Consider the following 25,405-nt stretch of genomic DNA (forward strand, 5'->3'; position numbering starts at 1 on the left):
GGGTGCGTTCGGCTGTACGATTTCGGGCAGTTGTGTAATATTTTCGTACACTACCCAAAAGCTAGCGACGGGTTTTTACTCCGTCTGAAAAAAAAATTAGATGTTTGCGATTGCCGAATTTTCTCTAGGCCAGAAAGCACAGAACAAGCTAGGCTGGTATTCAACATTCATTTGTACTAGCTTTTAAGGTATTTGCTGCGGAAAGAAAAAGCTGTAAATGCGGATGAATGGAAAAAATGAATAGAAGTAGTTATTTTTACCCGCCATTAAATAAAGCCATGCAAATTGAAGACCTAAGAAATATTGCCTTAAACCTAAAAGGATCCACCGAAGATATAAAATGGGAAGACCATTTGTGTTTTACTATTGGGGGTAAAATGTATTTAGTAACTTCGCCCGACCAGGTACCTTCTACGGCTTCCTTTAAAGTTACTCCCGAGGAATATGAAGCATTATTAGCTCAACCGGGTTTTCAAAAGCATTCGCATTTGGCCCGCTACCATTGGGTACACCTGAATGATTTGAACCGGTTATCCAAAAATGAATGGCAACACTTTATCCGGCAATCTTACGAATTAGTAGCAGCGAAACTGCCGAAGAAAGTGAAAAAAGAATTAAATATTTTAATCGATTCTGAAAATCGAGAGCCGGGAACTGGAATTTAAATTTTAAAATTTCGGATAGGCTAAGCGGAAAAAGCGGTGAAGTAAGTTTTACCGCTTTTTCTTTTAAGCTAGTTTCAGAAAAATAAAGTTGGTTAGAATCGGCACTTTTGAAAAAATTATTTTTGCAGAAAAGGAATAGCTTCCTCGTTGCCCTGACCAATGGCCATGTCTAAGGCGGTAAGTCCCCGGCTATCGCGAATGGTAAGGTCGGCACCGGCTTCCGTTAGTATTTTAACCAGTTTGTTCCGGCCGAACATGGTCGCAAACATTAAGGCGGTTCCCCCGCTGCCATTCTGGATATTTAAATCGGCACCGTGTTGGATGAGCAAATGGGCAATATCGGCGTAGCCTTTAAAACTTACGCCCATTAAAGCAGTATTGCCGGCAAAATCCTGTTTGTTTACGTCGGCACCCGCCGCAATAAAAATTTTGGCGGCTTCCAGATGCTCTTCGTAGGTAGCTAAAATTAAAGGAGTAAAACCCCGGCCGTTCTGTACGTCCACATCCACGGTTTTCTGGTCAAGTATTTCCTGAATAAAAGCGATATCGCCGCGCCGGGCCGCATCAAAAAGCAAATCAGAAGGTTCCGAAGAATAAAATGACATATTTTAAAAGTATTAAGTAAAATCATCTGGCTGGCTTGGGGTAAAAGCAAAACCAGCTATTTTCTGAAACGTGAAATTAATAAATGAACCTGAGACTAGGTAGGATTACTTGTTTTGTTTCGGTTTTAACTGGTTTGATTAGACTTTGATTTGCTTAATCTTTGGTATAGATTTTATAATCGGGAAGTTTCAGTTTCTGGCGTGAAAGCTTTTAAATCCTTCCTTTACTGAACCTTATGCGGAAGAACAGTATCCTGTTTGCCTCATGGCCGGCGGGCCTCGTTTGGCTCTCTCGGGCGGTCTAAGCTTGTTTTCCTTCTTGCGTCGGAATGCTGCCGCACCACAGCCTTAGAAGGCCCTCCATAGCCAAACGGGTGTCAGATGTGAGTAGCTTCTGGGTTTGCCACCTTATGTGGCTTGTTTTTACTTAATAGAATATAAAAATCAACAGGAAACTGTCATTTTATGTCTGTGGAGATATCTAAATGGTATCGTTTAACTTATTAATTCAGGCTCTAAAAATGGGCTTTAAGCAAAGGGTAATTTCTCCTACCTTTCTAACCATACTTAAATGAGACTAACCTATATTATTTAAATGCGGCTTGTGTTTGCTCCAGAGAAATGCCGAGTAATTCTTCGGCAATCTGGTTTAAAGCGGTTGTATCGCCGGTAAAATGGAAGACGCTGTGCTGGTGGTGGAGCGTTTGGCCAGGTGATAAAAAAGCGGCCGGCGATACACTTTCGAGTTCGTAAAAGGGGCCCATTTGGCTGCCGTCGGTTAGTGGTCCGTCGTTATAAGCGTTCACGGCATCGCCGTGAAAGGGATTTTGCTGCGTGTTCCACGCTTGGTTCAGGTAAGTAGCGGTTTTAATAACTTCAAATTGAATAATTGTTAATACATTATTCTGGGCATCGTAACTACCCGCAATAGGTTTCGCTCTTTCCGGTCCCAAACCTAATTTGCCGCGGGTTTTTCCATCGGCTTTAAATAACAATACGTCCTTCTTAAATTTAATCCGATCGGCAGGAATCTCGCCAAAGTAATCGGTAGTAGCAATTTTAGTAGTACCTTTTGTTTCGTGCGGAATAATAATGGTAGTTTGCGGCGAAGGATTAAACATATCCAACAGCCACAAACAAGGAGCGCCGGTTATTTTCGTCCAAGCTTGCTCACCTGTATTGGTAATAGCGTTATTGGAAGTAAAACCCACCGTTTGCAAATTACCGGTTACTTTTACCGGGAGCATTTCTTCAATGTCGGCATTTTCCAAGATTTGAATTCGCCGGGTTAAACGGGTTTTTAATTCAGTGCCGGCGTAGTTTAAAAACGTGGCTTCTTTCTGCATTGAAGCCGAGCGCTTATTCTGAGAAATAATGTTCCAACTTTCGGTATCAATGGCCGGAGGAGTAACCCAATTAGCAAATTCCATGGGTACGCCGGGTTTAAAATACAAAGAGAATTTATTGCCTTCCGGACCTAGCCAAAGCCGGTTCTCGCCGCCGTAGGCGCTCATGTGCGGATCTTTAGGAGCAGTAAATGCTTTGTAGTTAATCCAGCCAAAACTTTTACCGTTTAAACCGTTCGCCGTAGAAGTAAAAACCTTGCCCTGGTATTTGGCCGATACTAATACTTGGGCCTGGCCGCTCTCATTTTTTAAAACCAGCACCCTGTCGTGGTTTTGCAGGAAATTTAAATCGTAGCCAAAAGAACCAGGCTGGTAAGCTGCCGGAGTTTTTTCGGTTTGTTTAATTTCTTTCGGCTGACAAGAAGAAAACCAGAAGATACTACCCATAAAAAAAGGTAAAAAGTAGTTGCTACGCATCGGCTTGCGGGTTTAAGAATTTAAGTATTAAACTATCCAGAATTAAAATAATCTACCTGTAAAATTTAGACTGAATCGGTTCTTCGGTAAATAAAAGTCAGTAATTACTTAAAAAATTTATTTTTTACTAGCCTGCTTCCGTTAATTTAAACTTATCTATTCTACTAGCCGCAAAAGAGTTTATTTATGAAGGTATTTAATTTTGAAACTGGTAAGCAGAAGTGGTAAAACAAGCCTGAAAATTTGAAACCAGCCATTAAGAAATTCAAAAAAGATTCTGGCAAATACCTGCAATATTTAGCATGTTTTTGTAGTATTGATGTTTCTGCTGATAATACAGCTAATTTGTTACCCGCATGTTATTAAAAAGTAGTTTTCGGTCTGCGTGCATTTTGTTGGTTCTGTTTTTTGGGAGTGGTAAGGCCAATAGTCAAAACAAAGTATTATCCTTAAAAGAGGCTCTGGAAATTGGTTTAGCGAATTATGGTACGCTAAAAGCCAAAACAAATTACGTTCATGCCGCCGAAGCGGTCGTGAGACAAAGCCAAAGAGAGTACCTGCCGGATGTAAGTATTTCTGGACAACATGATTATGGTACTATCAACGGCCAAAACGGCGCATTTTACGGATTTCGGGGTTTAAATTCTTCTTCTTCGGGCCCCCCTTTGCAAACGCAAAACTGGAATGCGGCCTTTGGCTCTTTGTACCTGGCCAACATTAGCTGGGATTTCTTTTCTTTTGGCAAAGCACACGAAAAAATAGCAGTAGCGAAGGCTTCCCGGGAACAAGACGAATCGGATTTAGGGCAGGAACAATTTCAGCACCAGGTGCGGGTAGCTAGTGCTTATTTAAACTTACAGGCCGCCCAACGGCTTACCCGGTCGCAGGAGAGGAACCTGGAGCGAACTTTGGCTTTAAAACGGGTGGTAGTGGCCCGGGCGAAGAACGGTTTAAATCCGGGCGTCGATTCCTCCTTGGCCAATGCCGAAGTATCTAACGCTAGAATAGCCCTTACCCGGGCCAGAGATACCGAGCAGGAGCAAGGAAATCAATTAGCCCAGCTTTTAGGAGTGCCGGGGCAAAACTTTCTTTTGGATAGTATTTTTATAACTAAAATTCCGGTTGCCTTTGGCCAAAATGCTTCCTTACAATCCGACAACCATCCGGTATTATCTTTTTACCGCAACCGGGTTAATTTGAGCCACCAACGCGAAAGATATTTTCGCACGTTTCAGTATCCTACTTTTTCTTTTTTAGTGTGCTGCAAGGGCGCGGTTCCGGGTTTCGTTACGATTATAATGGTACTAATGCGGAGGCTTATTCTAAAAGCTTTCGGGAAGGGGTGGTGCCCACCCGGGGCAATTACCTGGTAGGCGTAGGGATGGTCTGGAATTTAATCAGTTCGTTACGGGTGCAGCAACAAGTGCAGAGCCAGCAATTTACCTCCCAGGCTTTACAGGACGAATATACTTTGGTCAACCAACGCTTACAGGCGCAATTAGCCTTAGCCGAATCCAAAATTCAGAATGCCTTGAGTAACTACCGCGAAGCGCCGGTTCAAATTCAGGCGGCCTCAACGGCTTACCAGCAGAAAAACGTCTTGTACACCAACGGTTTAGCCACCATAGTAGATATTACCCAAACCTTGTACAGTTTAAATCGGGCCGAAATAGACCGGGATATTGCCAACAGTAACGTTTGGCAAGCGCTCTTGTTAAAAGCCGCTGCCACCGGCGACTTAGGGATATTCACGAGCGAGTTTTAGGTAAGTAATAGGTTTTAAGTTATACGTTGTACGTTTTCTAAGGGTTTGATAATCAACTAAGTAACCGACTAAAAAATAGATATAAATTACGTGTCGCGTAAATATTAATACAGAGTATTTTGAAAACGTACAACTTAAAACCTATCACCTACTTATCTGATAATGAATTATTGATTACTTTACTTTTTTCAGGATACCAAATATGGATTTAATTAGGAGTGCGCTGAGAAAACCCATTACTGTAATGGTAATGGTGGCCGGGCTGTTTTTCTTTGGTATTAATGCTATCCGCAACATTAAAATAGATATTTTTCCGGACCTGAATCTGCCGGTAATTTATATTTCGCACCCTTTTGGAGGTTATACCCCGACCCAGATGGAAGCTTACTTCGGTAAACAGTATGTAAATTTAATGTTGTATGTAGCCGGGGTAAAAAGTATCGAAACCCGTAATATTCAAGGCTTAACGCTCATGAAACTGACCTTTTACGAGGGCACGAACATGGCTCAGGCAGCCGCAGAAGTTACTGCTTTCACCAACCGGGGACAAGCTCTTTTCCCGCCCGGGTCGCAACCGCCGTTTATTATGCGTTTCGATGCCTCTACTTTGCCGGTGGGGCAACTGGTTTTAAGCAGCCCCATCCGCTCGAACAACGAGCTGCAGGATATGGCCAATACGTATATACGCGCCTCGTTTACCTCTATCCCGGGTTTGGTAACGCCCGCGCCGTTCGGGGGAAACGTACGTTCTATTGTGATTAAAGTAGACCCCCAACTTCTTCGCTCTCATAATTTAACCGCCGACCAGGTAGTGTTAGCGATGCGCGAAAATAACCAGAACTCGCCGGCGGGAAATGTTCGGATTGGGAATTATAATTATTTAACTCCTACCAATACTTCCATTAAACGGGTGCAGGATTTCGAAAATATACCCATTTATAAAGGCGCTATCCATAACGTATTTTTGCGCGATGTGGCTACCATAGAAGATGCCGCGGATGTTACCACTAGTTATGCCTTGGTAAATGGAAAACGTTCGGTTTACCTGGCTATCACCAAGTCGGCGGATGCCTCTACCTGGGAGGTCGTGCAAAATCTGAAAAAAGCTTTACCCCGCTTCCAGAACCAATTGCCACCCGACGTAAAACTTTCTTATGAGTTCGATCAATCGGTTTACGTGATTAATTCGGTGAAGAGTTTAATTACCGAAGGAGCTATTGGCGCGGTGTTAACCGGACTCATGGTATTACTTTTCCTGGGCGATAGGAGAGGAGCCTTGATTGTAATCCTTACTATACCTACTTCCATTATTGCCGGGGTATTGTTTCTGCATCTTTTCCATCAAACCATTAATATCATGACTCTGAGCGGCTTGTCGCTAGCCATTGGTATTCTGGTAGATGAATCGACGGTTACCATTGAAAATATCCACCAGCACCTGGACATGGGAAAACCGAAAGCCTTGGCAATCTGGGATGCCTGCCAGGAGATTGCGTTTCCTAAATTATTGATTCTGTTTTGCATTCTCGCGGTATTTGCCCCGGCATTCACCATGAAAGGCATACCCGGCGCTTTATTTTTGCCGCTGGCCTTAGCTATTGGTTTTTCCATGATTACCTCGTACCTGTTGGCGCAAACCTTTGTGCCCATTATGGCTAACTGGCTGATGAAAGATCCGCATAAAACCAATCATGCTTTAACCACAGTGGCCGGAAGTAGTAAATCCGTTCCGGGGGGAGAGGAAGATACCTGGGATCAGAAAAAAGTTTTGTTAGAACCTAGTAAAGACGGTAAACTGGATCGATTTGAAAAATTTCGGTTACATTTTCTGCACTGGATAGAACGTATGTTGCCCTACCGGAAAGTAATTGTGCTGGCCTACGTTTTCCTAGCCATTGGCATCTCGGCTTTCTTACTAACTATTATTGGCCGGGATATTTTACCGAAGGTTAACAGCGGGCAGTTCCAGGTACGGTTGCGAGCCCCCGATGGCACCCGCATTGAGCGCACCGAAGCTAAATTAGTAAAAACCTTAGGCGTACTCGAAAACCTGGTGGGCAAAGAAAATATTGATATTACCTCAGCTTTTGTGGGGCAGCACCCCGGACAATATTCTACCGCTCCCATTTATTTGTTTATGAGCGGGCCCCAGGAAGCGGTATTACAGGTAAATCTAAGCGAAGACTACCACGTAGATATGGATGAGCTGAAAGAAAGATTCCGGCGGCAAATAAAAGCTACCATGCCGGAAATGCAATTATCTTTTGAACCCATTGAATTAACGGATAAAATTTTAAGTCAGGGTTCCCCGACACCTATTGAAGTCAGGATTTCGGGTAAGAATAAAAAGTTAAATGAAGAATACGCGCTCAAAATAACGCGTAAACTAAAGGGAATAGCTTATTTACGCGACGTGCAAATTGGGCAAGCCATTAAGTATCCAACTTTAAATATTAACATCGACCGGAACCGGGCCTCAGCTTTAGGGTTGAGTATTTCGGATATTTCCCGTTCCCTGGTCGCATCTACGTCGTCTTCCCGGTTTATTGAGAAAAATGTGTGGGTGGATGAAAAAGCAAACCAGACGTACAGCGTGCAGGTAGAAGTGCCGGAATACAACATGGCCAGTATCAATGATATCCGGGAAATTCCGCTCATGAGTAACCGGTCCCGCCCGGTTTTAAGTGATGTCGCCGATATTGAACCGGCTACCTCTTACGGCGAAAACGATAATTTGGGAGCTTTGCCGGTAATTTCGGTAACGGCTAATTTAAATCAAACCGATCTGGGTACTGCTTCCTCGGATGTGGCAGCGGCCATTCAAACATTGGGCGAATTACCCCGGGGCTTAACCATTGAATTAAAAGGTTTAAGCCAAACTTTAAACGAAACACTGGATAGCCTGCAGTCTGGTTTATTAGTGGCTATTATCGTTATTTTCCTGATGTTGGCGGCTAATTTTCAATCGTTTAAAGTTTCGTTAGTGGTTTTATCTACGGTGCCGGCGGTAATTTTAGGTTCTTTGCTGTTGCTGCTCTTAACCGGCTCTACGCTTAACTTACAATCGTACATGGGCATGATTATGTCGGTGGGAGTATCGGTGTCTAACGCGGTGCTGCTCGTAACCAATGCCGAACATTTACGGCGTCATAACGGCGATGCGGTAGAGTCGGCGAAAGAAGCGGCGGCTCTGCGGCTACGTCCAATTCTAATGACCAGTTTGGCTATGGTAGCGGGTATGATTCCGATGGCTTCGGGTTTAGGCGAAGGTGGGGATCAGGCTTCTCCTTTGGGGCGGGCGGTAATTGGCGGGTTAATTGCCTCCACCTTGGCGGCCTTGCTTATTTTACCCCTGGTTTTTGCCTGGATTCAAGGGAATTCCAGCACCCAATCGGTATCCTTAGATCCGGAAGATAAAGAGAGTAAATATTATATTCCTTCCTTGCATGAGAGTTAATTTTTTAAAGAATAGCCATATAACTGGTAAGTTACTTTTAGGCGGTGGAGTAGTTCTGATGTCGCATTTATTTGCGTGTCATTCCACGAACAGTAAGGCCGAAGAAAAGCCGGAAGTTGTAGCCACGCCCGCCATCGAGACCATCCCGCTAAAAAAAGGAAAAATTGCTTCGGCGATGCAAATACCCGGCGAATTAGTGCCCTACCAGCAGGTAGATTTATATGCCAAGGAGAATAGTTACGTGCGCAAAATTTTGGTAGACGTGGGTTCGGAAGTAAAGCAAGGGCAGTTGCTCGTAAGCCTGGAAGCTCCCGAATTAAATTCCCGCCTAACCGAAACGCAATCGAGGTTACAATCGCAGGAAGCTTTGTATACCGCCAGTAAAGCTAACTATGACCGCTTATTGGAAACCAGTAAAACGCCCGGTACTATTTCGCCAAACGATCTGGACCAAGCCCTCGCCCGAAAAAATTCCGATTTAGCCCAACTGGAAGCAGCCCGGGCGGCTTACCAGTCCGTGGTAGCTACCCGCAATTATTTAGAAATAAGAGCGCCATTTAACGGGGTAATTACCGAGCGCAACGTGAGTCCCGGGGCTTACGTTGGGCCGTCGGGTAAAGGTTCTGAGTTTCCGTTGCTGGTTTTGCAGGAAGAGAAAAAGCTGCGCTTAGTAGTAGCGGTACCGGAAATGTATACCGGCTTGTTAAACCCCCAGGACGAAGTAACTTTCACCGTAAAATCGCTGCCCAACGAAGAATTTAAAGCGAAGGTAAAACGCATGGCCGGCGCCCTGGATTCTAGGTTACGGGCGGAACGCCTGGAAATGGATGTGGTAAATAATAAGCGTAAACTTTTACCCGGTATGTACGCGGAGGTGAATATACCTTTACCCGCCAAAGACAGCACTTTTGTGGTACCTGCCAGCGCCGTGGTTTCTTCTACCGAGAAAATATTTGTTATTAAAGTAGAGCACAACAAAGCGCGGTGGGTAGAAGTACAAAAAGGTCGCGCCGCCGAGGAAATAGTGGAGATTTACGGTAAATTAAATACGGGCGATCAGTTAGTAGCCGTGGCAAGCGACGAAATCCGCGATGGTTCGGTGCTCAATAATGTTAAAATGGCAAAAGCAGGGCAATAATACCCCATAGTATTAATTGCCTTCCATCAGGTTGATTTAAAAAATTGCTTCAACAGCGGTTTTTCAAAACCCGGTGGGTTTCATATCCTGCGTTATAGCAGCTACTTGAAACGATTGGGTATAATACCTCTAGTAATTTTCTTTTGTAAAAAAGGCAACTAAAATACGATCTACTAAAACTTGCCGCGTTTTAGTAGATCGGGATTAAATAGCATTTATTTTTTCTCTTGTCTTAATCGGAATAGGCAAGATAAGTTTTTCGGAAAGAATTTGGGAAAGTAATAGAAGCTCTCAGCCTCCGGGCGGTTGCATGTATGGTTGCCCATTCACAATAAGTATTTTCTCCTCGGGCAGCAGCAAATAACCGTAATCATAACAGAACAGGTAAGTATGCCCCTTCTGGGTCCGGTACTGATGGGTGAAGTACCGCATATCAAATCCTTGCTGTACCAGAAAGTCTACCCGGGTCGTTGTCTTTCCCCAGGGACTTGCTTTCTTGAGAATGTTGCGGTTCTGGCGCAACGCGCGGTTTATTTCCTGGAGTAGCTGCTCGGCTCCATTCTTTCTCCGCTTTTGGTTATTGTCTTGCGAACGGCACTGGTCCGAGCAGTACTTCTTATCACTTCTTCCTTTGATAGCTTGCCCACATACCAGACAAGCGGCCGCTTTTGGTTCCATTATCTTTTAACCGATTAATAAACGTTTAGAAACGGATATAAACGTTTATTAATCGGTTAAGGTAAAAAGAGAGGCTACTTTTGTCATTTATAGCTGAATAAGTCCTGAAGGTGGCTCTTTTTCCTACTTTGTATTTAAATCCTCTGGAACATCAGGGGAAAACCTTTATTAAGTTCTGGCATAAACCCCAGCCTGCCGTGCGCCAGCGCTTACAAGCCGCGCCCTGGATTAAATACAGTCAGACGTATAAGTGCTTCGTTATGCCGCACACTCCTACGGCCATTGCGCAGACGTATAGCCATTTTGCCGGGGTAGCAACCGTGAGTACCCGCTACCTCTACCGGCCTAAACGCCTGCGGCCCAGCGAAGAAACAACTGTTCTGGCAGTTGTTCCTGCTGCCGAGCCGCTGGCCAAAGTAGCTGATTTAACGGTCGTTCGTTTAATTCCGCTGCTTCATCAAGGAAAAACCTGTATCCGGCTGAGTTACCCTTATCATCCGGAAATTACAAAGCGTCTGAAACAAAATCCCATTTGTCAGTGGCTGGCCGAGAGCCAATGTTTTGTGGTTAAAGTAAATCCGGAGCACCTGCACCGGCTATTGGATGAACTGGCCGGAATAGCCCAGCTTTGGCTCTGTCAGACGCTGCAAGTAAAAGAAGTTTCTTTGCTGAAAAGGCTTTGGGAGCAAAGCTACCAGCAACCAGCTCTCTTTATTTCCTGTCCTTTGCCTTACCTGGAGCAGCTCTTTCTCTTAAACTATAGTCCCAACACCATCCGCACGTATCATTCATTATTACTGCGGTTCCTGAACGGGCATGCCGCGAAGGGCTTGGAACAGATCAACTCTTTTACCGAACAACAGATTAATCAATATCACCGGGGTATGGTGCAAAGCAAGCAGTACTCCTGTTCACTTATCAACCAAAGTATTAATGCCGTGAAATTTTACTACCACCGGGTAGTCGGCCGCCCGGAAGTAAACCTGAATCAGGTAGAACGGCCGGAAAAACCCGAGAAGTTGCCCGGTGTGCTCAGTAAAGCGGAAGTAGCCCAGATTCTGGCAGCGACCGATAATTTAAAACATCGTTGTATGTTGCAGCTCTTGTACGCGGGAGGACTTCGGATTAGTGAAGTGATTCACTTGAAAATCACCGATGTACAATCCCAAAGGAATTTGTTGCTCATTCGGGGAGGCAAGGGTAAGAAAGACCGTACCACCCTGCTTTCGCAAAAATTGTTACAAAGCCTAAGGGAGTATTACAAGGTGTACCGGCCCCAAATTTGGTTATTTGAAGGGCAGTTTGGCGGGCAGTACACGACCGATAGCCTCCGGCATGTTTTTAATGCCTGCGTGCAGAAAGCTGCCATTAAGACTAAAGCGACACCGCACACCTTGCGGCATAGCTTTGCGACCCATTTACTCGAATCAGGCACCGATTTACGCTACATTCAAGCTTTGTTGGGGCACCGTAACAGCAAAACCACGGAAATCTATACCCATATTACCACCCATGCGCTGGAAAAAATTCAGAGTCCGTTGGATAGTTTATAAACTTTACTATATATTAGCTTCTGTATAATGGTATTTAGTATGAAAATAGTAGTTCTTTTTCCAAAATACAGAAAATACCAGGTAAACAGGAAGATTATTCCTCCGTACATAGTGCTGATAACCGGAACAGTTCCGTATATCTGCTAGTTAGGCGTAATAGGAAAAATTTGGGCTGGGAAGGAGTGGCTAAACAACTGAAATATAGCCATAAAAGCAGAAAATTAGGAGTTTCAACCCGTCTTTGACAGCTAGGTCAAAGAAGAAAAAACAGGAAAAAAGACCGGATTAAAACCGTTTTTAAGGAAGGTATTTTACCTGTTTTTGGTACTTGTTAGAATAACAATACCTGGTTGAAACGAATAAAAAATGGCTTTTATTGCCTGCTAAAAAAAAGTTTAGCCCCGTTTTTACCTCTTTTGGCCAGCCCTTTATGGGTGTTTTATAAAAATAAAGGAGCGGGTGACTTCTCTTAGCCTCGCCTAAATGAAATCATCCCGCCTTTAGTTTTATTTCTTCATTTTTAGGAAAACGTTTGTTTCTCTTTAAAAAGCAGAGAAACCTAAAGAAGGGGAAAGCGGTAAATTTTTCCTACTATAAAGGGTAGTTCTTAAAAAATCAGCTACTTTACCTAAAAAAAGAACTACCCCGCCTAACTACACCTAAAAGACACCAAACCCCAGCCAATTGGACAAGGCGTCTTTTAGCCTTGTTCGTTATGCCCAATTATAAAACATTTATATACTCTTAATGAAAACAGTTTATTTTTCGCTCATTATTCTACTTTTTTCTTCTCAATCGATTTTAGCTCAGAAAAGTAAACCATTAAATCCTAAAGGAATTTATTCCGAAATTAAGGTAGCTAAGCAGAATAAAATGATCCAGGAGCTTATTGATACTAAAACAAGTGCTAGCTCGATCGAAACAATATTCAATAATATAAACCAGTATAATCCTCCAGTCTTGTATGTCTTTTCCCAAGCCTTGTTTGTTAACGGAGAATTACAAACAGGTATTGACTGGTATTTATTTGCTCAACTAAATGCTTTATATGATGCTAATCGGTGTTCTGATAAAACGGCAAGACAAGCAACAACTATTTTAGAATCTAAATTTAGGCCCGCTTATGAGGATTATATTAAATCAAATAAACAGGCATACCTTGAAAGTATAGACAAAGTAGTTATGCTATTTAATAAAATCCCGCAGGACTATGATATAAGATGGATTAATCTTCATGGAATGGATGCAGTTACTACTTCACTAAGTGACGAAAAAGAAAATAAAAATGATTTAAGTTTACCTAAAGAGTCTTGGCCTGAAATAAAAGAAAAAACAATTGGGCAATTTATTGAGGCAAATAGAAATAGTGTTAAATAAATAACTGGGCATAACACAATGTATAAAAAACCCTTGCTTCGCAGCAGGCTTTTCATACACGCGGCCCGTTGGCAGAAATTGAATAAGAAATTTTAAATACAAAATGTATAAATTATATAGTACAGGCTTAATAGCACTGCTAATTACTTTTTGTTCCTGTGCGGAGCAAGGTTCATTGCAACATGATATTAAGCCTTTACTTTTTGGGAAATATGTAGATTATACTAAGAACAGAAAGTGCGAAATTGTTGAGAGATCCCTCAACTTCAATAGTGATAGCACATTTAGCTTCCGCACCACTTGTCTAGTTGATACATCAAGGGTGACTTCGGCATTTCCAAAAAGATTCGAAGGAACAGTAAAAAATTTAAATGATAGTACTATTATACTAAAGGTTGAGGATAAGATTTACGGTATATATAAGATTTTGTCCGATACAACATTAGAATTACAATCTGAAAATACTTACAAACCTGTTTATACTAAGATGAAACATTACCTTGTGGCTGAATAAAGAAGCAAAACCAACAAGAAGTGAATGTACAGGAAAATCAACTCCTGCCAACAAAGCACATAAGTTATACTTCGGCTCCGCCTCGCCCACCTTATGTACAAACCGTTGGGGGAAATAAAAAACAAATTTTATGGAAAATAGATGGTTCTTCCATCCTATATAATAACCATAAAAACCGTTGCAATGATGAACAAAGGAAAAAAAACAACCGTGAATGTGTTCAAACACCTAGTACTTGTGCCACTTTTAACGACTTTTGTCTTTACGGCTTGTCAAGATAAAAAGGACGACCTAGTGCCAACCACCAAAACAAAGCCTGTTGATGAAATACGTGTAGAGGAAGAGATACCAAATACAGTAGTTGAAGAGGAAACTGTAATACCCACTGTAGTCGAAAAATAAGAGATATCAGATGTAGCAGTTGAAAAATAATGATTCTAAAAGGAATAAAGTAATTTCCAGAGCTTTTTTGAGTACCAAAATAAATACTACCTTATATAAATAAAATATTAACTCCCCCAACCATACCTAAAAACCACTTTGCACTTTTTAGCTAAGGAGCGTTGGGCGTAATAGATTAAAAAATAAAATATTAGCTTTTAAATCATTTGAGTAGAATTTACCTGAGTTTTATTTGTATTAGCATAATGTTACTTTCATGTACTTCAAAGGTCGATTGTGAATACCTAGCAAATAGACTTTCTTCAGCAGAATGCAATATTATTGTTATTGAGGAGCCAAATATAGGAAGAAGTTTCAGGCTTTGGGGTGTAAACCCTACTACTAAATACAGGGAGACTTATTATGATGAAGAAGCTTGGTACGTGTCTTTTGGTCATAAAATTGCCATTGGTGATACAGTAGTTAAAAATCCGGGAGAACTAAAGTTTTATATCCATAAAAAGGATACTGTCTTAGTTTATCCTTTTCAATGTGGTGAGAAAGTATACGAGTGAAATTACTACAGCCCAACCACGCCTAAAAACCACTCCGCGCTTTTTAGCCCAGAACGTTATATGCACCTTTATGACGACAGAGCAATACGACATAAAAACTAACATCGAAATCGGACAACAGATTTTCGAGAACTTACCCAACGACATTAGACCAGGTTGGGCTGGACTTGTTTTGTCTCGTTTTGACCATTACATAAAAGATATTCCGACTTCTATTCTCGAACTTTATCCAATTATTGAAAACAAAGACCGTTGGAAAGAAGCACACGGACTGTTTACAAAAATCCGAGTATTCGGACTTGAAAATAAAAATTATAAACCTGAACACTATTTAAGACTTGCAGAACTCGTTGCAAAAGTAACTTATAATGCTTCAGGACAACCCGCTCCATTTGACAGCGATAGTGGACACTATATTGCAAGTTCCGCCCTCAAAACGACCGAACATTTTGACGACAATCGACTTGAAGAAGAAGTTAAATCTGCAATCCTGTTATTTAGTCGCAACAAAAAATTCAAAGACAACTTAACAGCAGCTAAGGACTTTTTACTTTACAAAAAAATTGACGACATTCTATGGTTTGATTGGGACCCAATCGGTGTTAATGACATGGCACCAAGAGACGAATACCAAGGCTACGTTCCTGAAATATTGGGACTTGTAAAAGCAAACGCAGGGAGACAAGAAATTGCAAAAAGACTTCACAAACTTGAAACAGAGAATATGGGAATGAGTGGAACAATTGAAAACTGTTTGACCATTGCAGACAAAATATTAGAAACAACAGCCGAAAGAAAAGCTGAATATAACAGCACCTTGCCAAAAGCGGGGCGTTCGTGGTGGCAGAAACTTTTCGGCTCCGAATAAACATTAGTATTAGCTTGACAGGTTTGTGCTTCGAAAGCCCCGCCTTCGGCAAGCTGCAAAACGTTACCTGCAAGGCATAGTATGAAAAATAGCTTCGGAAACATTTTTTCAATTTTGACATGCTTGCTTCTGTTAAGTGCGGCGACAGAAAGCTTTGCATGCACCTGCGCTGGTAAGGACAAGCTAACAACAGAAAATGGATATGCCTCTGTAAATGTTGTTGTAAAAGGAACAGTCATAAGCGTTTCCGACTACAATTATTATGACACAGCAGGACTTTCACTTACAGGCTTAAAGTTCGACCCGAAATTGTATACCTACATGATTAGGAAATATAAAGCCTATAGAATTGCTATTACCAACAATTTCAAGCCAGAATTATCACTTTCCGATACATTAACTGTTATTACTGGACAAGGGGGAGGCGACTGCGGATTTGAATTTGAAATTGGGAAAGAATACATCGTCTATAGTGATAGATGGACAGAAAGAGAAATTGTAGAATCAATAAGGAAGAGACGTACTAAAAGAAGTTTAAAAGAAGTTGCTCGTGAAAATGTGTTTTACACGGACATTTGCAGTTTGACTCAAGAAGCAAATGCAACAGAACTTAAAAAATTAGAAAGTATAAAATTAAAAAAGCCCAGCAGGTAACACTTTATAAATGCCAGCTTCGGCCGACTGCCTCGCCGCCGTTTATACTAGTCCGTTAGTGGCAATTCATTCGTGACATCAAAAACATTTTAAAATAATATTATGCAAGCTTCAGAAACGCCAAGAATTCCAAGAGTAGTCATAATCACCTTAGTTGTTGTCGTGGTGATATTATGTTATTTACTCTTTAGATAAGTATGAAAAGAGAAACCATCGTACTGCTTCTCACAATTCTAATTGTGATTTTAGGAGTTGGGACGCTATTCAAATACAATATTCTAACTTTTCAAAAGCTGGCTACTAATAAAGATTTAATCGGCGTATTCAAGGACATCATAACAATTATAGCGCTAATTGTTGGTGCCTTGCTTTCTTACTTTAGATTTTTCAGCGGGAGAACATTTTCAACGAAAGCAGATATTGAACTTGAAGCTGTCTTGATTGAAACTCCAACGAAGTCCATAATGCACGCTTTGACAGTTTCAATCATCAATAAAGGTAGTCTTACAATTTGGGAGCCGGAGGCTATATTATCTGTTCAAGAATACACAGAGAATGGTGCTCAAGAAGAAGTTGTATATGAACAGTTTTTACGGACATCCTACTTCAGAAAAGGAGAAAAGGGAGACGTTGTTATTGACGCAGGAGAAAAAGCATATTTTACTTTTTTGCAAGAGTTCAACCTTTCGACTTGGGCTGTGACATATACAGCAGAGATTAGAAATGATAGAGGACGAATATGGCAAAAAGCTATAACGGTGGAAAACAAAGCAAAAAGTGCAAAGTCATAAAACACTTTGGCAAAGAAAACTGCCACTAACAGTGTGTTTATAAAATTGTGGCTGGACGTCACGCATTTGACTATAAATCGCTATTTTGGTTTTGTGGTTAATTGAACCTGACGTTTTTCAATTGCCACAACTTCATAAACACTTTAACGTTAGCGATAATTAATAAAATGAAATTGCTCTATCAATTTATTTTCTTGTTGATGCTTTATGGTTGCAGCCAACCACATCAAGAAAAAAGAGATGTATCCAATGATAAAAAATCAGCGGTTGGATTTTCTGGACTCACTGAATTTGCGGTTGATAGCTCTAGCACTTTTGACAAGAATAGAAATACACAAATTTCAATAGAAATACCTGTTTCTGGAATTCAAGAATTAGACGAACAAATAAAAGCTGAGATAGATAAACAGAAAGTTGAGTTCATCAAAAGCATAGACGAGCTGATTAAAGAAGACCGCGATATTTTAACTACGGTTAATAGCGACTTTTCCGTTGACCTCATTTCTGCTTACAATGACAAGAATCTAATAAGTTACTGTTTTATCATTTCCTATTATCATGGAGGAGCGGCTCATCCTATGACAATGTATAACTCTTTTAACTTTGACAAAAAAGAAAAGAAACTGATAAGCTTTACCGATTATTTTAATGTGAAAACTCAAAATGATAGTATATGGTTTTTGACAATTATTAACAAAGCAATTGACATAGATAATGTAAAGGCTACATCATTAAATGAGATTGATTTTAATATAGAGAAAGATACTATCTCTTTCAATTTTGATGACTATGAAATAGCCAGTTATGCAGAAGGAATCATTCAAGGCAGAATTAAGAAGTCGGTGTTATCAGAAAAAATTAAAAATAACTATCGCTAACAAAACCTAAACGTCAGCCTTCGGCCGATGGCCTCGTCCGTCGTTTAGCAGAGCCGTTAGCTGCCATTTTTTATGCCTCTAAAAACATTTACTTTTCTATTTCTTTTAACCCTGACAGCCAGTTGCAATAGTTTTGAAAATAAATTCTATAAAAAAATCCAAGAAGGCGAAATAAATTCGATTAAGAGTAAAAAATCGGTAATGTTTGACCTCAGTTCTTTAACAGATTTTGACTGGGATAGTGTTCTCATTATACATGGGAATGAAAGTGTCCCTGTAAATGCTGAACAAATAGAAGTTGACTTAAAAAGGACAACAACTGATTTGCCAACACTAACAGACCGTTTTTATTTTCTACAGAAAGACAAGAAAGTCATTGTCAAGGAAATTGAAAGTATGATTTTTCATGACCCAGACGTTAATATTGAGTTTTGCTTAATTGATACGACGAATTATAGACCTTGGCTTTCACGGGACGAGTGTAAATTCAGGTTAATGTCAAATAGTAAAAGAGTAAGTCACGGAGGAATATTTCTTTTCCCACCTTGTAGAACTTGGGTGACGGAGAAAAGTTTGAAAGTATTCGAGTAAAACGGCAGCTAACAGTGTGTTTATAAAATTGTGGCGGGACGTTAGGCATTCGACTATAAATCGCTATTTTGCTTTTGTGGTTAATTGAAACTGACGTTTTTCAAATGCCACAACTTCATAAACACTTTAACGTTAGACGAAAATCACAATATGAAATATTTGTTAACATGTTTCATTATTATAGCAATTCAGAGCTGTATATCGGTTAGTCTTGGCAATAGGTCTCGCTGGCAGAATATAAAAGAGCAGGATAGTAGGACTGCCCAACAAAAGAAAATGCCTATTGACAGAAGGCCTAATGTATGTGTCAGTTTAATAAACAATCAGAGGAACTTGGTGTTACCATTCTTTTTTATCGATATAGATAGAAAGAATTATTATGTTCAATTTGATATTGAAACCTACAATAATGACTTTGCGGTTTTGGACTCAATCAATTATGAAATTAAAAGCCAAGAAGGCACCGTGCTTTATAGAGGTACTGGTCACCCTAAAGATAAAAGAATTGATATAATTGAGGAAAGCAAGTACGCCTACCAAGCTTCTGTATCTACAGACTCTGATTTAGAATTTGACAAGAAAATACGGGAGGACTTGTTGATACAGTTTATCCTGCATTTAAGGGATAATGAGGGCAAACCCATTCTCGAAAAATATCTACTGCCGCTAAAAGGCGAAAAACCCAAATGGTTTAGAATAGGCTCTATTTTAGGATAAAAATCATTGTCTAACATTGTGGAAACACCATGCTTCGGCCAACGGCCTCGCACACCGTTTCCACGAGACCGTTATATGCCATTTAAAAAAATATAAATCGTGAAGAACCAATATCTACAATTAGTCAATTATACCATCATTGTAATATTGTTTTCTTGCCAATCTAAGTCGATTCCCTCAAAACTTATTCTAAAGAGAGACAACAAGACTTCTCTCTATGCATACTTTGACGAAAAAGGCAACAAAGTTTTGGGCAACTACTTTGCTGCTTATACCGACACCATTACAGAATATGGAATTGTTTCTGACTCTGGCTTCGTTCTAATCGATAAAACAGGGAAACATATCTATAAAATTTACCCATTTGACAATGGTCCTGATTATACTAGTGAAGGGATATATAGAATTATAAAAGAAGGGAAAATTGGGTACGTAGATTCAGTAACCTCAAAAGTTTTAATTGAACCTAAGTTCGGCTGTGCATATCCTTTCGAGAACGGTAAAGCGAAGGTAAGTCTTAATTGTAGAACGGTAAAAGCATTTCCTGGAGATGAGCATTCAACCTGGGAAAGCGAAGAATGGTTTTACGTGGATAAGACAGGTAAAATTGTAGAATAAAAACAGCATATAACACTGTATATGAAAAACCCTTGCTCCGCTGCACGCTTTTCATATACTAACCGTTGTGGTACATTAAAATGACAGAAGAACAAAAATATTTACCTTCCGAAATCATAAATAAGTCAACTTTAAACAGTCACGAATATGGCTGGAAAAGAAAAGATTTTAAAGAAGTTGTAGACTACGCTGTAAAAGCTGGACTTGGAGTAGTAGGTGGACAAGTTCAGTTTATGTTTCCTGATGGAACGTGTGAACTGTACTGGCACAAGTATGATACGAAAGAAAAACTAGCAGGTGAAAGTTGGTTAAGTTACTGTGAAAGAACTAAACAGGAATGTCTTGAGCAGTTTGAAGCTCTACCTAATAACCTAAGGTTAATAGAAGAAGGAATAGAAAAATTTAGGTTCTTAAGAGAGAAATCTGAACAAGGAGTAGAACTTGAAAACTACTTGATATTCATTCTTTACTTTGATAACTCTGAAACAGAGATAGCTAAAAAGGAAAAATAACGATACCACAACAACACCTTTACGGTAGCTACGCCACCGCAAAGCCCAGAACGTTGTGCGGCATTAAAAACAAGAGAAAGTGAATAAAATTTATAATATTTTTCTGGATAACATAAAAATTGGAACAACTCAGTTTGAAAAGGCAGATGCTCCAATGGGAATTGTATTCGGACTTATTGACTTTATAGACTCTAAATTTGGATATGATTTCATTAAAAGTTATTGCCTTAAAAACCAAATTGATATAGTTGCAGATTATCCTGAGAATAAACTGATTTCAACAACTTCGATTAAAGGATTAAAGGTTACAAATACTAATGGTGTTGAAATTAAAGGTTCAGGGAATCAAATAGATGGAATGGATAGCGAAGGATTTGAAATTATAATTGAAGGAATCTCTTATCCATTTTATGGTGAAGAATTTTCTAATCATGTAAAGGAAGAAAAAAACAGGTATAAAAATAAAAAATAACGCACGCACAACAAAAACTAAACGTCAGCCTTCGGCCGACGGCCTCGCCCGTCGTTTAGCAGAGACGTTAAGGCGTAATAGGAAAAATTTGGGCTGGGAAGGAGTGGCTAAACAACTGAAATATAGCCATAAAAGCAAAAAATTAGGAGTTTCAACCCGTCTTTGACAGCTAGGTCAAAGAAGAAAAAACAGGAAAAAAGACCGGATTAAAACCGTTTTTAAAGACCGGATTAAAACCGTTTTTAAGGAAGGTATTTTACCTGTTTTTGGTACTTGTTAAAATAACAATACCTGGTTGAAACGAATAAAAAATGGCTTTTATTGCCTGCTAAAAAAAAGTTTAGCCCCGTTTTTACCTCTTTTGGCCAGCCCTTTATGGGTGTTTTATAAAAATAAAGGAGCGGGTGACTTCTCTTAGCCTCGCCTAAATGAAATCATCCCGCCTTTAGTTTTATTTATTCATTTTTAGGAAAACGTTTGTTTCTCTTTAAAAAGCAGAGAAACCTAAAGAAGGGGAAAGCGGTAAATTTTTCCTACTATAAAGGGTAGTTCTTAAAAAATCAGCTACTTTACCTAAAAAAAGAACTACCCCGCCTAACTACACCTAAAAGACACCAAACCCCAGCCAATTGGACAAGGCGTCTTTTAGCCTTGTTCGTTGTGTGTCATTTTGAAGAATGGAAATAATTCATAAATATCTATCACCTGATGACCTCAATCTCATTCAGAAGTTAGTAGGTGAAAAAATTGACCTTCTATATTGCAAAGAGCTTTATGTAGATGTTAGTTCTACTATCATTGAATCTCACCATTTCTCCTTGAGCTGTAATAAAAGCTACATAAACTTTCAGAATCATGAAAAAGGGAATGAAGATTATAGTTACTATGAATTTAGCATAACTGAATCAGATACTCCATTAAGAATCAAGAGAGAAGAATCTGGGGCAATGCGGGGAGGTTCGCATGTGCGCTTGCCTGCAAGTAGGATAATCAGAATCGACTTGTTTGAGGACAAGGCCGAAGAGGAATGGAATAGTAAAGGAAGAGAGTTAATAACTGTTAAATATGATTCTGCCTTCGTCTTCCACCTATCGAATGGAGCAAAGTTTCTACTTGGAGTTTCAGAATCAATAACTGAGTTCACTCAGTTCATCTGGGATGGACAAGAGTTAATTGATAGGCTAGAAGGCTTAATAAAAAGAAAAGAGTGGAAATAAAACCGTCACACAACAACGTGTAAACGCCAACATCGGCCAATGGCCTCGCCGCCGTTTACACAAGTCCGTTGGGCACAATGTGAAATGATAAAAAAAGCTGAAGAATTTTGTATATTTGGTAGTGAACAAATCAACAGAATATCTTCAGGACTTTGAAGTTGACAAGCTGACAAATTCCCTGGAAAATAGAATAACCAAAGACAGCTTTCCAACAGAGATAACTTTCCTGACTAAGAACGACTTAAAAACCATTACTAAGAAGAATGGCTGGGCTTTCAACTGGAAAGCAGAATTTACTTTAAATGACAGGGAAGTTTACAAACTAACCATTGTAAATAACCCGACCATCATTCAAGGACTGGTAAGCTTGACAATAAAACCCGACCATGTTTTCCTAAACTTACTGGAAAGTGCCCCTTTTAACATCGGACAAAATAAAGTATATGCTGGTGTTCCAGGCAATTTAGTTGCTTTTGCCTGCAAACTTTCCTTCGGAAGAGGCGGAGACGGCTTTGTTTCCTTTCAGGCTAAAACCAAACTTATCGACCATTACGTTAAAACATTAGGAGCCCTGCATGCGGGCGGTCATCTAATGGTAATCGATGCGCTTGCTGCACAGAAATTAATTGACAAATATTTTAAATCTTAAGACTATGGGACTAATAAGAGAACCGGATGATATTAACTTAAATATTCAAAGTAAGCCTTTGACTCGGGAAGAAGAAGAAAGGTTAAGCCAATTCATTAAAGAGCGGAAACAGGAAATAGAAAAAAAGAAACACTTTGCCCAACAAAAGCTTTATGGCAGCCGGGCTGCACGGCGGAATTAAAGCTTATCTTTTCTACTTAGCAATTTTGTATTGACACTAATCTCAAGTAAATTCCCGGCCGACCACAAAGCCTAACCGTTGGGCGTAATAGATTAAAAAATAAAATATTAGCTTTTAAATCATTTGAGTAGAATTTACCTGAGTTTTATTTGTATTAGCATAATGTTACTTTCATGTACTTCAAAGGTCGATTGTGAATACCTAGCAAATAGACTTTCTTCAGCAGAATGCAATATTATTGTTATTGAGGAGCCAAATATAGGAAGAAGTTTCAGGCTTTGGGGTGTAAACCCTACTACTAAATACAGGGAGACTTATTATGATGAAGAAGCTTGGTACGTGTCTTTTGGTCATAAAATTGCCATTGGTGATACAGTAGTTAAAAATCCGGGAGAACTAAAGTTTTATATCCATAAAAAGGATACTGTCTTAGTTTATCCTTTTCAATGTGGTGAGAAAGTATACGAGTGAAATTACTACAGCCCAACCACGCCTAAAAACCACTCCGCGCTTTTTAGCCCAGAACGTTAGGCACAATTGTAAATAATGAAAAGAAAAACTACAATACTTTATTTACTTCTCATAGTGTTATCGTGGTCTTGCGAAAGCACCCAATCTAAAGTACAAACTTCTCCAGAATCTCAAGAAGAAACTATCTCGCAAATCGATACTTTGAATGCGGTCAAAATTGGCCATTATTGGGCAAAACCAAAAGAAAGTTTTGAATTCAACACCCTTGGGGAGAGTAAAGGCGATACAATTACTTTCGTTACCTGTTCTGACTATGTTTTCTCACCATTTGGGGAGGTGAACAATAAAACTCAACTAAGAACAAGTCTCCTAAAAAACTTTTCCATGGTAGACAGGATTGATACATTGGATAACGAAGCATTCGAGTTCCAGATATTGACCCTCAAAAACAGCCGATTGATATTATTTTTCGACGATAGTTCAGAAGGGTCTAGGGGTTCCTACATTCACAAAGGTGAAATCATGGATACTGAAGTCAATCTTTCTGACAACGTTAAAATAGGAATGAGCAAGAAAGACTTCATCATGACTTTCTTCGATAACTTTCCAGATGAGGCACTGAGTACCTACAACCACTTTGTCTTTGAGTCATGCGTCACGGATATTTGGCACACCTATACTTTTACTGGCGACAAATTACAATCGATAAAATTTACAACTGACAGTTATTGGGTAGTAGATTACATGAAATAAAAAACAACAGTGCATAACAAGGTATAAAAGTCAGCTTCGGCCGACGGCCTTGCCAACCGTTTATACGAGGGCGTTATATGCCATTTTCAATGAAAGTGCTTCAGGATAGTACCTATTTCTGATTAAACTTCTTTCAAGGCGGTTTCACTTTAGTGCAACTTTTTCTATCTTTGCTTTGTGGATAATAAAAAGAAGCACCGAAACATCATTTTCTATAAGAACTACTTTGAGGAATTCTTTATAAAACAGCGGGACAAGGTGAAGGATAAAATTATCTGGACTTTCGACTTGATAGAAAATCTTCCTAGAGTTCCGGAAACATATCTCAAGCATATGGAGAACACGGAAGGGCTCTTTGAGATTCGGGTTCAGCACGGAAGCGACATCTACCGGATTTTCTGCTTCTTCGACCAAGGCCAGTTAGTTGTTTTAGCCAATGGCTTTCAATAGAAAACACAGAAAACACCCAAGCAAGAAATTGAGAAGGCATTAAAAATTAAAGAAGAATATGAAAGCAGAAGAAAATAACATTATGACACTTGACCAGTTTAAGGACAAGCATTATGGAAAAATAGGCACTAAAAAACGGGATGAGTTGCAAGCAGGATACGAAAACTTCAAAATAGGAGCCTTGATTCAAGAAGCCCGCCTGGAAAAAGGCTTGGCACAAGCCGAACTTGCGGCAAAAGTAGGCACCACCAAATCCTATATTTCTAAAATCGAAAACAATCTCAAAGAAGTACGCCTGTCAACATTAAAAAAAATTATAGAACTCGGTTTGGGAGGACACTTAGAACTTTCCATTAAACTTTAACTGCCTGAAAAGGAAAATAAAAACCACATATAACCAGGTATATACAAAACCCTTACTCCGCTACGGGCTCTGCATATACTAACCGTTGTAGCGCATTAGAATAATGAATGAAAATCTACTAAAGTTTGAAGTCATTTGGAAAGATGAGGATATAATTGAATTGCAGATTTCAGCAAACAACGGCCGATACTCAGGTGTGACGGAAGTTTACGAAGTGTCTGATAGTTTACTGGAATTTGTAAACGAGCTCAAAGGTTTTCCTTTTGGAAAAGATAGACTAACTCATTCTTGCGGGGAAAAGTATAGTTACGCTTATTTTGAAATGGATTTCTATAAGATTAGTCAATCAGGGATATGTGGAGTTCTTATCACAATGGAAGAAAACGTCTCGACAGAATACCGAAAAGAAGAAAAAGACAAACTCTCAATGGAATTAACTGTTGAGCCAAATGCCATCGATATTTTCTGCAAGGAGTTAAAAACGCTTGCTGAAAGAGAAGAAGGAATTGCTGAATTAAAAGGTATAGTAAAATATTCCAACAACATAATCTAAAAATAACGCACTACAACCACGTGTAAACGCCCTGCTTCGGCAACCTTAAACCCAGTCCTGCAGGCGGGTATAGGACAATGGAATAGCCCTCTTTTTAGGAAAAAGAGAAAACATTCAAATATCCTACATCCTAAA

28 protein-coding genes are annotated in these 25,405 nt (G+C 39.9%); 25 read left to right on the top strand and 3 right to left on the bottom strand.

The genetic code is table 11. From position 1 onward, the window contains the following. The first annotated feature begins 278 nt into the window (after positions 1–278). Positions 279–665, top strand: coding sequence for an MmcQ/YjbR family DNA-binding protein (locus AHMF7605_RS26985; protein ID WP_158267631.1), 387 nt, complete (start codon positions 279–281; stop codon positions 663–665). A gap of 116 nt (positions 666–781) precedes the next feature. Here the strand turns inward: AHMF7605_RS26985 and AHMF7605_RS26990 are convergent, their stop codons facing one another. Continuing rightward, a complete protein-coding gene (locus AHMF7605_RS26990) occupies positions 782–1,270 on the bottom strand; it encodes an ankyrin repeat domain-containing protein (RefSeq protein WP_106933051.1) in 489 nt (162 codons plus the stop codon). A gap of 587 nt (positions 1,271–1,857) precedes the next feature. Beyond that, positions 1,858–3,093 (bottom strand): DUF6786 family protein, encoded by a 1,236-nt coding sequence (locus AHMF7605_RS26995; protein WP_106933052.1) that lies wholly within the window; start codon positions 3,091–3,093, stop codon positions 1,858–1,860. Between the two features lie 356 nt (positions 3,094–3,449). Here AHMF7605_RS26995 and AHMF7605_RS27000 point away from each other — a divergent pair, with 356 nt between their 5' ends. From AHMF7605_RS27000 to AHMF7605_RS27010, 4 genes are all read left to right on the top strand, one after another. Next, positions 3,450–4,466 carry a TolC family protein gene (locus AHMF7605_RS27000; RefSeq protein ID WP_199200314.1) on the top strand — a complete coding sequence of 339 codons (1,017 nt, stop codon included), beginning with the start codon at positions 3,450–3,452 and terminating at the stop codon, positions 4,464–4,466. Further along, positions 4,436–4,858: a TolC family protein gene (locus tag AHMF7605_RS30290; protein WP_233219268.1), complete on the top strand. Its 423-nt coding sequence runs from the start codon at positions 4,436–4,438 to the stop codon at positions 4,856–4,858. The genes AHMF7605_RS27000 and AHMF7605_RS30290 overlap by 31 nt, the downstream gene beginning before the upstream one ends. A gap of 202 nt (positions 4,859–5,060) precedes the next feature. Beyond that, complete coding sequence (locus AHMF7605_RS27005; protein WP_106933053.1) at positions 5,061–8,315, top strand: efflux RND transporter permease subunit; 3,255 nt, start codon at positions 5,061–5,063, stop codon at positions 8,313–8,315. Further along, complete coding sequence (locus AHMF7605_RS27010) at positions 8,305–9,453, top strand: efflux RND transporter periplasmic adaptor subunit (RefSeq protein WP_233219269.1); 1,149 nt, start codon at positions 8,305–8,307, stop codon at positions 9,451–9,453. The genes AHMF7605_RS27005 and AHMF7605_RS27010 overlap by 11 nt, the downstream gene beginning before the upstream one ends. Before the next feature lie 291 nt (positions 9,454–9,744). On the opposite strand, the gene AHMF7605_RS27015 is transcribed toward AHMF7605_RS27010, so the two are convergent. Further along, positions 9,745–10,131 (bottom strand): DUF2116 family Zn-ribbon domain-containing protein, encoded by a 387-nt coding sequence (locus AHMF7605_RS27015; protein WP_106933054.1) that lies wholly within the window; start codon positions 10,129–10,131, stop codon positions 9,745–9,747. A gap of 110 nt (positions 10,132–10,241) precedes the next feature. Here AHMF7605_RS27015 and AHMF7605_RS27020 point away from each other — a divergent pair, with 110 nt between their 5' ends. From AHMF7605_RS27020 to AHMF7605_RS27120, 20 genes are all read left to right on the top strand, one after another. Continuing rightward, complete coding sequence (locus AHMF7605_RS27020; RefSeq protein ID WP_233219270.1) at positions 10,242–11,684, top strand: tyrosine-type recombinase/integrase; 1,443 nt, start codon at positions 10,242–10,244, stop codon at positions 11,682–11,684. Positions 11,685–12,431: 747 nt separating this feature from the next. Next, positions 12,432–13,061, top strand: a complete 630-nt coding sequence (locus AHMF7605_RS27025; RefSeq protein WP_106925428.1) for a hypothetical protein — start codon at positions 12,432–12,434, stop codon at positions 13,059–13,061. A gap of 103 nt (positions 13,062–13,164) precedes the next feature. Then, on the top strand, positions 13,165–13,575 hold the full coding sequence (locus AHMF7605_RS27030) for a hypothetical protein (RefSeq protein WP_106933055.1): 411 nt from the start codon (positions 13,165–13,167) through the stop codon (positions 13,573–13,575). A 183-nt stretch (positions 13,576–13,758) separates the two neighbouring features. After that, positions 13,759–13,977, top strand: a complete 219-nt coding sequence (locus AHMF7605_RS27035; protein ID WP_146153493.1) for a hypothetical protein — start codon at positions 13,759–13,761, stop codon at positions 13,975–13,977. Positions 13,978–14,601: 624 nt separating this feature from the next. Further along, the gene (locus AHMF7605_RS27045) at positions 14,602–15,399 is read left to right on the top strand and encodes a hypothetical protein (RefSeq protein ID WP_146153685.1); all 798 of its coding nucleotides are present in this window, start codon (positions 14,602–14,604) and stop codon (positions 15,397–15,399) included. A gap of 81 nt (positions 15,400–15,480) precedes the next feature. Continuing rightward, complete coding sequence (locus AHMF7605_RS27050) at positions 15,481–16,053, top strand: hypothetical protein (RefSeq protein ID WP_106933058.1); 573 nt, start codon at positions 15,481–15,483, stop codon at positions 16,051–16,053. A gap of 197 nt (positions 16,054–16,250) precedes the next feature. After that, positions 16,251–16,844 carry a hypothetical protein gene (locus AHMF7605_RS27055; protein WP_106933059.1) on the top strand — a complete coding sequence of 198 codons (594 nt, stop codon included), beginning with the start codon at positions 16,251–16,253 and terminating at the stop codon, positions 16,842–16,844. A 167-nt stretch (positions 16,845–17,011) separates the two neighbouring features. After that, complete coding sequence (locus AHMF7605_RS27060; RefSeq protein ID WP_106933060.1) at positions 17,012–17,722, top strand: DUF3298 and DUF4163 domain-containing protein; 711 nt, start codon at positions 17,012–17,014, stop codon at positions 17,720–17,722. Positions 17,723–17,794: 72 nt separating this feature from the next. Beyond that, positions 17,795–18,313 (top strand): hypothetical protein, encoded by a 519-nt coding sequence (locus AHMF7605_RS27065; RefSeq protein ID WP_106933061.1) that lies wholly within the window; start codon positions 17,795–17,797, stop codon positions 18,311–18,313. 150 nt (positions 18,314–18,463) lie between these two features. Beyond that, complete coding sequence (locus tag AHMF7605_RS27070; protein WP_106933062.1) at positions 18,464–19,030, top strand: hypothetical protein; 567 nt, start codon at positions 18,464–18,466, stop codon at positions 19,028–19,030. A 99-nt stretch (positions 19,031–19,129) separates the two neighbouring features. Next, a complete protein-coding gene (locus AHMF7605_RS27075) occupies positions 19,130–19,648 on the top strand; it encodes a WG repeat-containing protein (RefSeq protein WP_106933063.1) in 519 nt (172 codons plus the stop codon). A gap of 80 nt (positions 19,649–19,728) precedes the next feature. Further along, complete coding sequence (locus tag AHMF7605_RS27080) at positions 19,729–20,160, top strand: hypothetical protein (protein WP_106925405.1); 432 nt, start codon at positions 19,729–19,731, stop codon at positions 20,158–20,160. Between the two features lie 79 nt (positions 20,161–20,239). Then, the gene (locus AHMF7605_RS27085) at positions 20,240–20,632 is read left to right on the top strand and encodes a hypothetical protein (RefSeq protein WP_106933064.1); all 393 of its coding nucleotides are present in this window, start codon (positions 20,240–20,242) and stop codon (positions 20,630–20,632) included. 677 nt (positions 20,633–21,309) lie between these two features. Further along, complete coding sequence (locus tag AHMF7605_RS27090) at positions 21,310–21,849, top strand: hypothetical protein (RefSeq protein ID WP_106933065.1); 540 nt, start codon at positions 21,310–21,312, stop codon at positions 21,847–21,849. Positions 21,850–21,970: 121 nt separating this feature from the next. Next, a complete protein-coding gene (locus AHMF7605_RS27095) occupies positions 21,971–22,498 on the top strand; it encodes a hypothetical protein (protein ID WP_106933636.1) in 528 nt (175 codons plus the stop codon). Positions 22,499–22,502: 4 nt separating this feature from the next. Then, positions 22,503–22,679, top strand: coding sequence for a hypothetical protein (locus AHMF7605_RS30000; protein WP_158267632.1), 177 nt, complete (start codon positions 22,503–22,505; stop codon positions 22,677–22,679). Positions 22,680–23,225: 546 nt separating this feature from the next. Continuing rightward, positions 23,226–23,903, top strand: a complete 678-nt coding sequence (locus AHMF7605_RS27105) for a hypothetical protein (protein WP_106933066.1) — start codon at positions 23,226–23,228, stop codon at positions 23,901–23,903. A gap of 258 nt (positions 23,904–24,161) precedes the next feature. Next, positions 24,162–24,353, top strand: coding sequence for a type II toxin-antitoxin system RelE/ParE family toxin (locus tag AHMF7605_RS31015; RefSeq protein ID WP_317046584.1), 192 nt, complete (start codon positions 24,162–24,164; stop codon positions 24,351–24,353). Positions 24,354–24,411: 58 nt separating this feature from the next. After that, the gene (locus AHMF7605_RS27115; protein WP_106933067.1) at positions 24,412–24,717 is read left to right on the top strand and encodes a helix-turn-helix domain-containing protein; all 306 of its coding nucleotides are present in this window, start codon (positions 24,412–24,414) and stop codon (positions 24,715–24,717) included. Between the two features lie 103 nt (positions 24,718–24,820). Next, positions 24,821–25,270: a hypothetical protein gene (locus tag AHMF7605_RS27120; RefSeq protein WP_106933068.1), complete on the top strand. Its 450-nt coding sequence runs from the start codon at positions 24,821–24,823 to the stop codon at positions 25,268–25,270. Positions 25,271–25,405 lie beyond the last annotated feature (135 nt).

The sequence above is a fragment of the Adhaeribacter arboris genome (genome assembly GCF_003023845.1).
Taxonomy (GTDB): Bacteria; Bacteroidota; Bacteroidia; order Cytophagales; family Hymenobacteraceae; genus Adhaeribacter; species Adhaeribacter arboris.

Excerpts from the sequence above, each read along its gene's own strand:
- AHMF7605_RS27035 (WP_146153493.1), top strand. The coding sequence starts at position 13,759 with ATGATGAACAAAGGAAAAAAAACAACCGTGAATGTGTTCAAACACCTA.
- AHMF7605_RS27010 (WP_233219269.1), top strand. The coding sequence starts at position 8,305 with ATGAGAGTTAATTTTTTAAAGAATAGCCATATAACTGGTAAGTTACTT.
- AHMF7605_RS27120 (WP_106933068.1), top strand. The coding sequence starts at position 24,821 with ATGAATGAAAATCTACTAAAGTTTGAAGTCATTTGGAAAGATGAGGAT.
- AHMF7605_RS27090 (WP_106933065.1), top strand. The coding sequence starts at position 21,310 with ATGGAAATAATTCATAAATATCTATCACCTGATGACCTCAATCTCATT.
- AHMF7605_RS27015 (WP_106933054.1), bottom strand. The coding sequence starts at position 10,131 with ATGGAACCAAAAGCGGCCGCTTGTCTGGTATGTGGGCAAGCTATCAAA.
- AHMF7605_RS27050 (WP_106933058.1), top strand. The coding sequence starts at position 15,481 with ATGAAAAATAGCTTCGGAAACATTTTTTCAATTTTGACATGCTTGCTT.
- AHMF7605_RS27030 (WP_106933055.1), top strand. The coding sequence starts at position 13,165 with ATGTATAAATTATATAGTACAGGCTTAATAGCACTGCTAATTACTTTT.
- AHMF7605_RS26995 (WP_106933052.1), bottom strand. The coding sequence starts at position 3,093 with ATGCGTAGCAACTACTTTTTACCTTTTTTTATGGGTAGTATCTTCTGG.
- AHMF7605_RS27065 (WP_106933061.1), top strand. The coding sequence starts at position 17,795 with ATGCCTCTAAAAACATTTACTTTTCTATTTCTTTTAACCCTGACAGCC.
- AHMF7605_RS27025 (WP_106925428.1), top strand. The coding sequence starts at position 12,432 with ATGAAAACAGTTTATTTTTCGCTCATTATTCTACTTTTTTCTTCTCAA.
- AHMF7605_RS27080 (WP_106925405.1), top strand. The coding sequence starts at position 19,729 with ATGACAGAAGAACAAAAATATTTACCTTCCGAAATCATAAATAAGTCA.
- AHMF7605_RS26985 (WP_158267631.1), top strand. The coding sequence starts at position 279 with ATGCAAATTGAAGACCTAAGAAATATTGCCTTAAACCTAAAAGGATCC.
- AHMF7605_RS27005 (WP_106933053.1), top strand. The coding sequence starts at position 5,061 with ATGGATTTAATTAGGAGTGCGCTGAGAAAACCCATTACTGTAATGGTA.
- AHMF7605_RS30000 (WP_158267632.1), top strand. The coding sequence starts at position 22,503 with ATGGGACTAATAAGAGAACCGGATGATATTAACTTAAATATTCAAAGT.
- AHMF7605_RS27060 (WP_106933060.1), top strand. The coding sequence starts at position 17,012 with ATGAAATTGCTCTATCAATTTATTTTCTTGTTGATGCTTTATGGTTGC.
- AHMF7605_RS26990 (WP_106933051.1), bottom strand. The coding sequence starts at position 1,270 with ATGTCATTTTATTCTTCGGAACCTTCTGATTTGCTTTTTGATGCGGCC.
- AHMF7605_RS27055 (WP_106933059.1), top strand. The coding sequence starts at position 16,251 with ATGAAAAGAGAAACCATCGTACTGCTTCTCACAATTCTAATTGTGATT.
- AHMF7605_RS27115 (WP_106933067.1), top strand. The coding sequence starts at position 24,412 with ATGAAAGCAGAAGAAAATAACATTATGACACTTGACCAGTTTAAGGAC.
- AHMF7605_RS27000 (WP_199200314.1), top strand. The coding sequence starts at position 3,450 with ATGTTATTAAAAAGTAGTTTTCGGTCTGCGTGCATTTTGTTGGTTCTG.
- AHMF7605_RS27070 (WP_106933062.1), top strand. The coding sequence starts at position 18,464 with ATGAAATATTTGTTAACATGTTTCATTATTATAGCAATTCAGAGCTGT.
- AHMF7605_RS27045 (WP_146153685.1), top strand. The coding sequence starts at position 14,602 with ATGACGACAGAGCAATACGACATAAAAACTAACATCGAAATCGGACAA.
- AHMF7605_RS27105 (WP_106933066.1), top strand. The coding sequence starts at position 23,226 with ATGAAAAGAAAAACTACAATACTTTATTTACTTCTCATAGTGTTATCG.